We start from the raw sequence: 12,030 nt of genomic DNA, 5'->3' as shown, positions 1-12,030 counted from the left end.
ACTTACCTACTCTTGTATGACGTCCGCACCCTCGGGGATTTCGAAGCTGAACTGCTTGTCATCCAGAGGCTGGTTCATCTTCACGCTCATGAACAGGATGTTGGTGCGCTGGCCGATGCTGTCGATCAGTTGCATGTCGTTCAGCACGCCGTTGCGAAACGACAGGCGCAGGCTGTCGAACAGGGTGTCCTTGGACTTCGGCTTGAGGATGAAGTCGACCACGCTGCCGCCTTCCTTGAAGGTGATCTCGAAGTTCTCGCGGATCTGCGAGACGTCGCCGGACAGCAGCAGCGCCGGGGTGTGGGTCAGGCGCTGGTCGAGGGACTGGATGGTCACCTGCTCCAGATCCGGGTCGTACAGCCATACCTGCTTGCCGTCGGACACCAGCAATTGCTCCATCGGCTCATCGGTGTGCCAGCGGAACAGGCCTGGGCGCTTGAGTGCCAGTTCACCAGCGGTTTCCTGCAACTGGGTGCCGCTGCCGTCGAGCGACAGCTGGGAGAAACGTGCGGTGATGGTCTGCGCCTGGTTGAGCAACTCGGTCAGGCGTTTGACCGCTGCCTCGTCGTCAGCGTGGGCGAACAGGCTCGCAGTGGTGAGAACGGCGAGCAGCATCAGGCGAATCAGGCGCATGTGAATCCTCTTTCAGATTAATCGCGGTTCTGCCCGGGTGCGATGACCTCGCGCGAGCCGTTGGTATTCATCGGCGTGACCACGCCGGCCATTTCCATGGCTTCGATCATGCGTGCAGCACGGTTGTAGCCGATCTTCAGCTTGCGCTGCACCGAGGAGATCGAGGCGCGACGGCTCTCCAGCACGAAGTTGACCGCTTCGTCGTACAGCGGATCACTTTCGCTGTCTTCGCCCCCTTCACCACCGCTGCCGCCGTCGAAGCCACCGCCGCCGCCTTCTTCCGTCCCGGCGAGAATATCCTCGTTGTAATCCGGCGCGCCGCGCAGCTTCCAGGCTTCGACCACACGATGCACTTCGTCATCGGACACGAAAGCGCCATGCACGCGGATCGGTAGGCTGGTGCCCGGTGGCATGTAGAGCATGTCGCCGTGGCCCAGCAGCTGCTCGGCGCCGCCCTGGTCGATGATGGTGCGCGAGTCGATCTTGCTGGATACCTGGAAGGCCATACGGGTCGGAATGTTGGCCTTGATCAGACCGGTGATCACGTCCACCGATGGGCGCTGGGTGGCGAGAATCAGGTGAATACCGGCCGCACGGGCTTTCTGGGCGATACGGGCGATGAGTTCTTCGACCTTCTTGCCGACGATCATCATCATGTCGGCGAATTCGTCGACCACCACCACGATGGTCGGCAGCGGCTTGAGCAGCGGCGCCTCGTCTTCCATGCTCTCGCGACGGTACAGCGGGTCGGACAGCGGCTCGCCGGCTTCGATGGCGTCCTTGACCTTGCGGTTGAAGCCCGCCAGGTTGCGCACGCCCATCTTCGACATCAGCTTGTAGCGGCGCTCCATCTCGGCGACGCTCCAGCGCAGCGCGTTGGCCGCTTCCTTCATGTCGGTGACCACAGGGCAGAGCAGGTGCGGAATACCTTCGTAGATCGACAACTCGAGCATCTTTGGGTCGATCATGATCATCTTGGCGTCTTCGGGGCCGGACTTGAACAGGATCGACAGGATCATCGCGTTCACGCCCACCGACTTACCGGAACCGGTGGTACCGGCGACCAGCAGGTGCGGCATCTTCGCCAGGTCGGTGATCACCGGCTTGCCGCCGATATCGTGGCCCAGGGCCAGGGTCACCGGCGACTTGGCGTCGTCGTACTCGGGGGTCGACAGCACTTCGGAGAAGCGCACGATCTGGCGGTTCTCGTTGGGAATTTCGATACCCACGGTAGTCTTGCCGGGAATCACTTCCACCACCCGCACGCTGGTCACGGCCAGGGAACGCGCAAGGTCCTTGGCCAGGTTGGCGATACGGCTGACCTTGACGCCGGCAGCGGGCTGGATTTCGTAGCGGGTAATCACCGGCCCCGGATGAATGGAATCAACCGAGACTTCGACGCCGAATTCCTTGAGCTTGATCTCCAGCAGATGGCCGACGCCGGCCAGCGACTCGGGCGAGTATTCGATCTTCTTGGCTTCGGCCGGGTCGAGCAGCGAGATGGGCGGCAAGGTGCCCTCCACGGCGCTGTCGACGAACAGCGGCGCTTGCTTTTCTTTCTGCACGCGTTTGCTCGGCTCGGGCGCCTTGGGCGCCGGCGGGGTGGAAATCACCGGCGCCGGGCGACTTTCGCGCTCGCTCATATGCTTGTTGAGCGACTCTTCGCGTTCGATCAGGCGTTCCTTGACCTTGGCCTGTTCGCGGCGGTCACGTACCACCGGCGCGGCCACCTCGTGAACCCGCTCATCCACTTCGCGTAGCTGGGCAACCAGTTGCTTGCGCTCCTGGCGCGAACTCCACCAGCGATTGATCACGCTCTGTACCAGCTCCAGCAGGTCAAGGGTGATCTTGCCGGTCAGGTCCATGACCTTGAACCAGGACAGGTCGGTGAATACGGTCAGGCCGAACAGGAACAGGGCGATGAACAGCAGCGTACTGCCCTGCACGTTGAGTGCCGCCACGGTCAGCTGCCCGAGGCTCTCGCCCAGCGCGCCGCCGGCCGAAGCGGGCATGCTGGCGCCGCTCTGGAAATGGATATAGGCCAGGGCCGCGCCGGACAGCACCAGGAACACCAGGCCGATCAGCCGCCAGGAGAACAGCCAGCCGCTCCAGTGCCAAGGCTCGTGTCGGGCACGAAACACCTGCAGGGCCTTGATGCCCAGCAGCAGCGGAAACAGATAGGCGAAATAGCCCAGGGCCATGAACAGCACGTCGGCGAACCAGGCACCAGCGCGCCCCGCCGCATTGTGCACCTGCTCGACATTGCTGGTATGGGTCCAGCCCGGGTCTGCCGGGTCGTAGGTGAGCAGCGCCATCCACACGTAAAGGCACAGCGCGCCGAGGGCAATCAGCGCGCCCTCCTTGAGGCGATATGGCAATTGCTGACGCCAGGCCGGCGCCGGTGCTGTAGAGCTAGAGTTCTTCAAAACGCATCTGTTCCTGCGCTGCTAGCGCGCCGAATGATCGGTGGAGGACGAAATGTCGCCATTGTACGGCAAGCTGCGCCTGTGATGGGGAGCTGATCGTCCCACCGGCTCCCGCTTGTTCCATGCTTCGGTGTAGCATAGCGGCCACTATTCGTCCGTGCGGCTCAATTTGAGCATGCATTCTCTTTTGTGACAAAGGCTTATGAGGTGTTTTTATGAGCGAAGTCAAGCATTCCCGCCTGATTATCCTGGGCTCGGGGCCAGCCGGTTACAGCGCCGCCGTGTACGCCGCTCGTGCCAATCTGAAGCCTGTCATCATCACCGGTATCCAGCCGGGCGGTCAGCTCACCACCACCACCGAAGTCGACAACTGGCCGGGTGACGTGGAAGGCCTGACCGGCCCTGGCCTGATGGAGCGCATGCAGAAACACGCCGAGCGCTTCGAAACCGAGATCATCTACGACCACATCCACACCGCCGAGTTGCAGAGCCGGCCGTTCACCCTCAAGGGTGACAGCGGCACCTACACCTGTGACGCGTTGATCATCGCCACCGGCGCTTCGGCCCAGTACCTGGGCCTGCCTTCCGAAGAAGCGTTTGCTGGCAAGGGCGTTTCCGCCTGCGCCACCTGCGATGGCTTCTTCTACCGCAACCAGGTGGTCGCCGTGATTGGCGGCGGCAACACCGCCGTGGAAGAGGCGCTGTACCTGTCCAACATCGCCAAGGAAGTGCACCTGGTGCACCGCCGCGACAAGCTGCGCTCGGAGAAGATCCTGCAGGACAAGCTGTTCGACAAGGTCGCCAACGGCAATATGCGTCTGCACTGGAACCACACCCTGGACGAAGTGCTGGGCGACGCCAGCGGCGTGACCGGCGCCCGCCTGCGCAGCACCCAGGATGGCAGCACCACTGACCTGCCGCTGGCTGGCGTGTTCATCGCCATTGGCCACAAGCCAAACACCGACCTGTTCCAGGGGCAGCTGGAAATGCGCGACGGCTACCTGCTGGTCAAGGGCGGTAGCGAAGGCAATGTCACGGCGACCAGCATCGAAGGCGTGTTCGCCGCCGGCGACGTGGCCGACCATGTCTACCGCCAGGCCATCACCTCGGCCGGTGCCGGCTGCATGGCGGCCCTGGACGTCGAAAAATTCCTCGACGACAACTGAGGTTTCGGGCGACGCAAGACTCGCCCTCCCCTGCCGTGGTCTCGCCGATGCTTACCTGGTTGCAACGCGACTCATTGACCTTCCCGCCACTCGACAAGGCACTGCGCGAGCCCAATGGCCTGCTGGCCGCGGGCGGCGACCTGCGCGCCGAGCGGCTGATTGCCGCCTACCGCCACGGCTGTTTTCCCTGGTATCAGGATGGCCAGCCGCTGCTGTGGTGGTCACCCGACCCACGTACCGTGCTGTTTCCCAGCGAGCTGCACGTCTCGCGCAGCCTGCGCAAGGTCATGCGTCAGGGCCGCTTTCAGGTGACCCTCGACCAGGCGTTCGCCGAGGTGATTCGCGCCTGCGCCGCCCCGCGCGACTACGCGGACGGCACCTGGATCACCACGCCCATGCAGCAGGCCTATATCGAGCTGCACGGGCGCGGCGTGGCGCACAGCGTGGAGGTCTGGCAGAACGGGCAGTTGGTCGGCGGGCTTTATGGGCTGGCGATGGGCAGGCTGTTCTTTGGCGAGTCGATGTTCAGCCGTGCCGACAATGCTTCCAAAGTCGGCTTCGTCAGCCTGGTCGAACAGCTCCAGGCCTGGCAATTCGAACTGATCGACTGCCAGATGCCGACCCAGCACCTGCACAGCCTCGGCGCCCGGGCGATCAGCCGCAAGCAGTTCGCCGACTACTTGCAACGGTTTCTGGACCAGCCCAGCCTGGCCGACTGGCAAGGCCCCGGCGACGGGTGACCAGCGCCCTTGTGGCCCGCAACCCTTCGCTGACATACACTGATTCAAGGCCACCCCCGGGAGTCGATCATGACTGAGCTGGCTCGCCTGAAGTTCTACGCCACCCAGCCTCACCCTTGCAGCTACCTGCTCGAAGAACAGGCGACCACGCTGTTTCTCGATCCCAGCCAGCCCATGGATGTTGAAATGTATGCCGAGCTTTCGGAGCTCGGCTTCCGGCGTAGCGGCGATCACCTCTACCGACCGCATTGCCAACGCTGTACCGCCTGCGTACCGGCGCGGATCCCGGCTGCACGCTTTATGCCCAACCGCCAGCAGCGGCGCATACTCAAGCGTAACGAATCACTTGAGGTTCGTGCGGTAAGGCCTTCATTCAGCGAAGAATATTATCAACTCTACGCTCGCTATATCGAGCAACGCCACGCCGATGGCGATATGTACCCGCCCAGCCGTGAGCAGTTCTCCACCTTTCTGGTTCGCGATCTGCCCTTCTCGTGCTTCTTCGAATTCCGCGAGCAGGGCCGGCTGCTGGCCATTGCCGTGACCGACGTGCTGCCCAATGGCCTGTCGGCGGTCTATACCTTCTATGACCCAGATGAAGAGCGCCGCAGCCTGGGCCGTTACGCCATTCTCTGGCAGGTCGCCGAAGCGTTGCGCAGGGACCTGCACGCGGTGTATCTCGGCTACTGGATCAAGAACTGCAGAAAGATGAACTACAAGACCCAGTACCGCCCCATCGAGCTCTTCGTCAATCAGCGCTGGGTCGCCCTGACCTGAAGCCGAGGTTCCTGACGAGCTTTCGCTGCTGAATCAGAGACAGCCCCTTGGCGTCAAGGCTGGTTTTCAGGCACAATACTTGCCGCTTTTGCCTGGGGCCAGTTGCGCCGGGCCATTCTCTGGATACCGAGGGCTTTACTGCATGTCGAAAGAAGACAGCTTCGAAATGGAAGGCACTGTCGTCGACACCCTGCCCAACACCATGTTTCGCGTGGAGTTGGAAAACGGGCACGTCGTTACTGCGCACATCTCCGGAAAGATGCGCAAGAATTACATCCGCATTCTGACGGGTGACAAGGTTCGCGTTGAGCTGACCCCCTATGACCTGAGCAAGGGTCGCATCACCTATCGCGCCCGCTAACAGGGAAAGAGCACGATACGCTGCTCTGTTTCCAGCGGCCAATAAAAAGCCCGGCATATGCCGGGCTTTTTATTGGCTTCAAGGCGCCTGTGGCGCAGCGCGACAAGCGCTGCGCCACACTCAGGCCATCGCCGCCGTGGTCTCGAACTCGAATGTCAGCTCGCCGTTCTCGAGATTCACATGCACCGTGCCGCCGTGCTCGGAAAGCTCGCCAAAGAGGATTTCCTCGGCCAGTGGTCGCTTGATGCGATCCTGGATGAGGCGAGCCATCGGCCGCGCACCCATCTGCACGTCGTAACCCTGCTCGGCCAGCCAGTCACGGGCTGCATCGCTGACCTCGAGCATGACGCGCTTGTCCTCGAGCTGAGCCTGCAGCTCGATGAGGAACTTGTCGACGATGCTCTTGATCGTTTCGTGACTGAGACGGCCGAACTGGATGATGGTGTCCAGACGGTTGCGGAACTCGGGCGTGAAGCTCTTCTTGATCACTTCCATTGCATCGGATGAGTGATCCTGATAGGTGAAGCCGATCGAAGCCCGCGAAGCGGTTTCCGCGCCGGCGTTGGTGGTCATGATCAGGATGACATTGCGGAAATCCGCCTTGCGCCCGTTGTTGTCGGTTAGGGTGCCGTGATCCATCACCTGCAGCAGCAGGTTGAAGACTTCCGGGTGCGCCTTCTCGATTTCATCGAGCAGCAGTACGCAATGGGGCTGCTTGGTGATCGCCTCGGTCAACAAACCGCCCTGGTCGAAACCCACATAGCCGGGTGGCGCGCCGATCAGGCGCGACACGGTGTGCCGCTCCATGTACTCGGACATGTCGAAACGCACCAGCTCTACGCCCAGCGCCTTGGACAACTGCCGCGCCGCCTCGGTCTTGCCGACCCCGGTCGGGCCGGCGAACAGGAACGAGCCAACCGGCTTGTCCGGCGCCTTGAGGCCGGCACGGGACAGCTTGATGGCGGTAGCCAGGGAGTCGATGGCGGCGTCCTGACCGAATACGGTCAGCTTCAGGTCGCGCTCCAGGTTGCGCAACAGTTCCTTGTCGGAGCTGCTGACATGCTTTGGCGGAATCCGCGCGATCTTGGCGACGATGTCTTCGACCTGGGGTACGTCGATGCACTTGACGCGCTTGTCCTGTGGCTGCAGGCGCTGGTAGGCGCCCGCCTCGTCGATCACGTCGATGGCCTTGTCCGGCATGTGGCGATCATTGATGTAACGCGAGGCCAGTTCGGCAGCGGCGCGCAATGCTTCGTCGCTGTACTGGATGTCGTGGTGCTGCTCGAAGCGCCCCTTGAGCCCCTTAAGGATGCCGATGGTGTCTTCCACCGACGGCTCCACCACATCGACCTTCTGGAAGCGTCGCGCCAGGGCACGATCCTTCTCAAAGATGCCGCGGAACTCCTGGAAGGTAGTGGAGCCTATGCAACGGATCTCACCGGACGACAGCGCCGGTTTGAGCAGGTTCGACGCGTCCATCACGCCGCCAGAGGCAGCACCGGCGCCGATGATGGTGTGAATTTCATCGATGAACAGAATGGCCTGCGGGCGCTTGCGCAGCTCGGTCAACAACGCCTTGAGGCGCTTCTCGAAGTCGCCGCGGTACTTGGTGCCAGCCAGCAGCGCACCCAGGTCGAGCGAGTACACCACGCTGTCGGCCAAGAGGTCCGGTACCTGGTTATCGACGATGCGCTTGGCCAGGCCTTCGGCAATGGCGGTCTTGCCAACGCCGGCCTCGCCGACCAGCAGCGGGTTGTTCTTGCGCCGCCGGGCAAGAATCTGCGCGACGCGCTCGACTTCGTGCTCGCGGCCGACCAGCGGGTCGATACGTCCCTGGCGCGCCAGTTCGTTGAGGTTGCTGGCATAGGCGTCCAGCGGATTGCTGGAAGACGGCGACTCGCCGCCCTCTTCGTCCTGCATTTCCGAGTCGGCTTCGGGGGATGCGCCCTGCCCCGGTACCTTGGAAATGCCATGGGCGATGAAGTTGACCACGTCGATGCGCGCCACGCTCTGCTGCTTGAGCAGGAATACGGCCTGGCTTTCCTGTTCGCTGAAGATCGCCACCAGCACGTTGGCACCGGTGACTTCGCGCTTGCCCGAGCTTTGTACGTGGAACACGGCGCGTTGCAGCACGCGCTGGAAGCCCAGGGTTGGCTGGGTTTCGCGCTCTTCGTCGTGCTGGGGGATCAGCGGCGTGGTGGAGTCGATGAATTCCTGCAGATCGCTGCGCAGCTTGTCCAGGCTGGCGCCGCAGGCGCGCAGCACGCTGGCTGCCGCTTCGTTGTCCAGAAGAGCCAGCAGGAGGTGCTCCACGGTCATGAATTCATGACGTTTTGCGCGTGCCTCCTTGAAGGCAAGGTTGAGGGTGACTTCGAGCTCTCGATTTAACATAGCTTCACCTCATGCCCAAGCGGCCGGCGTTAACCGTCCTTCTCGATTTCACAGAGTAATGGATGCTGGCTTTCCCGCGCGTATTGATTGACCTGCGCGGCTTTGGTCTCGGCGATGTCACGGGTGTAGAGCCCGCAGACGGCGCGACCTTCAGTGTGCACGGTCAACATGATCCTGGTTGCCACCTCGCGATTGAGGTTGAAGAAGGTCTCGAGTATTTCGACCACGAAATCCATGGGGGTGTAGTCATCATTGAACAAGACCACCTTATAGAGCGGAGGCGCCTGCAATGCCGGCTTGGACTCCTCGACGGCCAGGCCTGAAGAGTCGTCCTCATGCGGTGCGGGTCGATCCTGATTGAATGTTAGTCGAATCTGGCTACTTGCATGCATGCTGGATAAAAGGTTCGTGGGGTGAATGGAGCAGGTCGCAAAAAATCTGACCCGTTTATCGTCGTTTCGTGCGATGCCTTGACTATCGGCAAAAGGGTGTTACAACCAAGTGATACCCCTACGGGGCGAAAGGGCTTGCGCTCGCCGGATGACCGCGCGAACGCTGGATCGAATGGGGATGATACTCCAGCTATGGGGTTCCTTGCAGAGGGATATCGGCATGCTAAGTGGTAAGGTCAAGTGGTTCAACAACGCCAAGGGCTATGGGTTCATCCTGGCCGATGGTCGAGATGAGGACCTGTTCGCCCATTATTCGGCCATCCAGATGGAGGGCTACAAAACCTTGAAGGCCGGCCAGGCGGTGAGTTTCGACATCATTCAAGGCCCCAAGGGTCTCCACGCCGTCAACATCAGTGCGGCTCAGGTTGCCCAGGAAGTCCCCGCCGCCGTGAACAGGGTGAGCGAAATACCCATCGAAGCCTGACACTGCCTCTCACACGAACCGGCCTCATGGCCGGTTTTTTTATCGTCCTCGCCAGTCCTCGCCGAACCTGGGGCAGACCCACGGGCCGTCCGTCGGCGCCGGTCTGGGCGCCATGACCATTCAGCCGAACGGCAGCTTGCAGGCAGGCACGAGCAACATGCCCCGCCGGTTTGATATACTCGGGCGCTGACTGAGTAGTCATAAGGGCGCATCTGCCTGGAGTACGGCTTCCAGCACTTGTCGCATCGGCCTGCCTAGGTGATCGGTAATCGCCTCTGGTCGGCAGCGACACCCAACATCATCGGGATGGAACTTCGAATTCACATCATTGGTGCCGCGCTGTGGCCAGAAGCCACCTCACCCGGATCAGTGCCGTGCAAGTTCAGTAAAAAAGAGAGTTAAATCAAATATGACCACACGCTCGAAGATCATTTACACCCTCACCGACGAAGCCCCAGCGCTCGCGACCTACTCCTTGCTCCCCATCGTCAAAGCCTTCACCGCCTCTTCTGACATTGCCGTCGAAACCCGCGACATTTCGCTGGCCGGTCGCATTCTGGCGCTGTTCCCCGAGTTCCTGACCGACGCCCAGAAGCAGGGTGATCACCTCGCCGAACTGGGCGCCCTGGCCACCACGCCAGAAGCCAACATCATCAAGCTGCCGAACATCAGCGCCTCGGTGCCGCAGCTCAAGGCCGCGATCAAGGAACTGCAGAGCCAGGGCTATGCCCTGCCCGACTATCCGGATGCTGGCGACAGCGACGAAGCCCGCGACATTCGCAGCCGTTACGACAAGGTCAAGGGCAGCGCCGTAAACCCGGTCCTGCGCGAAGGCAACTCCGACCGCCGTGCGCCGCTGTCGGTCAAGAACTACGCCCGCAAGCACCCGCACAAGATGGGCGCGTGGAGCGCTGACTCCAAATCCCACGTGGCGCACATGGAGAGCGGCGACTTCTACGGCAGCGAAAAGGCTGCGCTGATCGACGCCAATGGCAGCGTCAAGATCGAGCTGGTCGGCGCCGACGGCAGCACCACCGTGCTCAAAGAGAAAACCGCCGTACTGGCTGACGAACTCCTGGATTGCTCGGTACTGAGCAAGAAGGCCCTGCGCAGCTTCATCGCCGCCCAGATCGAAGATGCCAAACGCCAAGGCGTGCTGTTCTCCGTACACCTGAAAGCCACCATGATGAAGGTCTCCGACCCGATCATCTTCGGCCAGGTGGTTGCCGAGTTCTACAAGGCGGCCCTGGACAAGCATGCTGCCGCCCTGCAGGAAGCCGGCTTCAACCTGAACAACGGCATCGGCGACCTGTACGCCAGCATCAAGAAGCTGCCCGCCGACAAGCAGGCCGAGATCGAAGCCGACATCAACGCCGTATACGCCGAGCGCCCGGCTCTGGCCATGGTCAACTCCGACAAGGGCATCACCAACCTGCACGTGCCGAGCGACGTGATCGTCGACGCCTCGATGCCGGCGATGATTCGTGACTCGGGCCGCATGTGGAACACCGCAGGCGAGCTGCAGGACGCCAAGGCGGTGATCCCGGATCGCTGCTACGCCGGTATCTACCAGGCGGTGATCGAAGACTGCAAGGCCAATGGCGCCTTCAATCCGACCACCATGGGCAGCGTGCCTAACGTTGGCCTGATGGCGCAGAAAGCCGAAGAGTACGGCTCCCACGACAAGACCTTCCAGATCCAGGCCGCCGGCGTGGTGCGCGTCAGCGACGCCAACGGCAAGGTACTGATGGAGCAGCAGGTCGAGGAAGGCGACATCTTCCGCATGTGCCAGACCAAGGATGCGCCGATCCAGGACTGGGTCAAGCTGGCCGTAAACCGCGCCCGCCTGAGCGACACGCCGGCGGTGTTCTGGCTGGACCCGGCGCGCGCCCATGACGCCGAAATGATCAAGAAGGTCGAGAAGTACCTGAAGGACCACGACACCAATGGCCTGGATATCCGCATCCTCGCCCCGGTCGAGGCCATCAAGTTCTCCCTGGCTCGCATCCGCGACGGCAAGGACACCATCTCGGTGACCGGCAACGTACTGCGCGACTACCTGACCGACCTGTTCCCGATCATGGAACTGGGCACCAGTGCCAAGATGCTGTCGATCGTCCCGCTGATGAGCGGCGGTGGCCTGTTCGAAACCGGCGCTGGCGGCTCCGCGCCGAAGCACGTACAGCAGCTGGTCGAGGAAAACTTCCTGCGCTGGGATTCGCTGGGCGAGTTCCTGGCTCTGGCCGCTTCCCTGGAGCACCTGGGCAATGCCTATGGCAATCCCAAGGCGCTGGTGCTGAGCAAGACCCTGGATCAGGCCACTGGCCAGTTCCTCGACAACGACAAGTCGCCGGCACGTAAGGTTGGCGGTATCGACAACCGCGGCAGCCACTTCCATCTGGCGCTGTACTGGGCCCAGGCCCTGGCAGCCCAGAGCGAAGACACCGCCCTGCAGGCGCAGTTCGCACCGCTGGCCAAGACCCTGAGCGACAGCGAAGCCAAGATCGTTGCCGAACTCGGCGCGGTACAGGGCAAGCCGGCAGAAATCGGTGGCTACTACGCACCGGACAAGGCGCTGACCGAGAAAGTCATGCGTCCGAGCGCCACCCTCAACGCTGCCCTGGCCGCCCTGGCTTGAGCACTACGTTGAGTTAGCGATA

Annotated in this window: 10 protein-coding genes; 6 read left to right on the top strand and 4 right to left on the bottom strand. The window is 62.1% G+C overall.

The window, feature by feature from the left end:
- Window positions 1-6 precede the first annotated feature (6 nt).
- Both lolA and ftsK read right to left on the bottom strand, forming a co-directional pair.
- Window positions 7-633, bottom strand: coding sequence for an outer membrane lipoprotein periplasmic chaperone LolA (gene lolA, locus BM154_RS18835; protein WP_070887402.1), 627 nt, complete (start codon window positions 631-633; stop codon window positions 7-9).
- 17 nt (window positions 634-650) lie between these two features.
- Window positions 651-3,059 (bottom strand): DNA translocase FtsK, encoded by a 2,409-nt coding sequence (gene ftsK / locus BM154_RS18830; RefSeq protein ID WP_074887739.1) that lies wholly within the window; start codon window positions 3,057-3,059, stop codon window positions 651-653.
- A 215-nt stretch (window positions 3,060-3,274) separates the two neighbouring features.
- On the opposite strand from ftsK, the gene trxB reads away from it, so the two are divergent.
- The 4 genes from trxB (at window position 3,275) to infA (ending at window position 6,103) form a co-directional block, all read left to right on the top strand.
- Window positions 3,275-4,225, top strand: a complete 951-nt coding sequence (gene trxB / locus BM154_RS18825; protein ID WP_074887736.1) for a thioredoxin-disulfide reductase — start codon at window positions 3,275-3,277, stop codon at window positions 4,223-4,225.
- 47 nt (window positions 4,226-4,272) lie between these two features.
- Window positions 4,273-4,965 (top strand): leucyl/phenylalanyl-tRNA--protein transferase, encoded by a 693-nt coding sequence (gene aat, locus BM154_RS18820; RefSeq protein ID WP_074887732.1) that lies wholly within the window; start codon window positions 4,273-4,275, stop codon window positions 4,963-4,965.
- Between the two features lie 69 nt (window positions 4,966-5,034).
- Complete coding sequence (locus BM154_RS18815) at window positions 5,035-5,742, top strand: arginyltransferase (RefSeq protein ID WP_074887729.1); 708 nt, start codon at window positions 5,035-5,037, stop codon at window positions 5,740-5,742.
- Between the two features lie 142 nt (window positions 5,743-5,884).
- Window positions 5,885-6,103, top strand: coding sequence for a translation initiation factor IF-1 (infA, locus tag BM154_RS18810; protein WP_002553999.1), 219 nt, complete (start codon window positions 5,885-5,887; stop codon window positions 6,101-6,103).
- A 120-nt stretch (window positions 6,104-6,223) separates the two neighbouring features.
- Here the strand turns inward: infA and clpA are convergent, their stop codons facing one another.
- Together clpA and clpS are read right to left on the bottom strand one after the other, a co-directional pair.
- Window positions 6,224-8,494, bottom strand: coding sequence for an ATP-dependent Clp protease ATP-binding subunit ClpA (clpA, locus tag BM154_RS18805; RefSeq protein WP_074887725.1), 2,271 nt, complete (start codon window positions 8,492-8,494; stop codon window positions 6,224-6,226).
- Window positions 8,495-8,523: 29 nt separating this feature from the next.
- Complete coding sequence (gene clpS, locus BM154_RS18800) at window positions 8,524-8,886, bottom strand: ATP-dependent Clp protease adapter ClpS (RefSeq protein ID WP_074887722.1); 363 nt, start codon at window positions 8,884-8,886, stop codon at window positions 8,524-8,526.
- A gap of 220 nt (window positions 8,887-9,106) precedes the next feature.
- On the opposite strand from clpS, the gene cspD reads away from it, so the two are divergent.
- Together cspD and BM154_RS18790 are read left to right on the top strand one after the other, a co-directional pair.
- Complete coding sequence (gene cspD / locus BM154_RS18795; RefSeq protein ID WP_074888726.1) at window positions 9,107-9,370, top strand: cold shock domain-containing protein CspD; 264 nt, start codon at window positions 9,107-9,109, stop codon at window positions 9,368-9,370.
- Between the two features lie 409 nt (window positions 9,371-9,779).
- A complete protein-coding gene (locus BM154_RS18790; protein WP_074887720.1) occupies window positions 9,780-12,008 on the top strand; it encodes an NADP-dependent isocitrate dehydrogenase in 2,229 nt (742 codons plus the stop codon).
- Window positions 12,009-12,030: the final 22 nt, after the last annotated feature.

Origin of the sequence: Phytopseudomonas argentinensis (assembly GCF_900113905.1) — a bacterium.
Classification (GTDB): Bacteria; Pseudomonadota; Gammaproteobacteria; order Pseudomonadales; family Pseudomonadaceae; genus Aquipseudomonas; species Aquipseudomonas argentinensis.
This window is presented reverse-complemented; position numbering and strand designations above follow the sequence as displayed.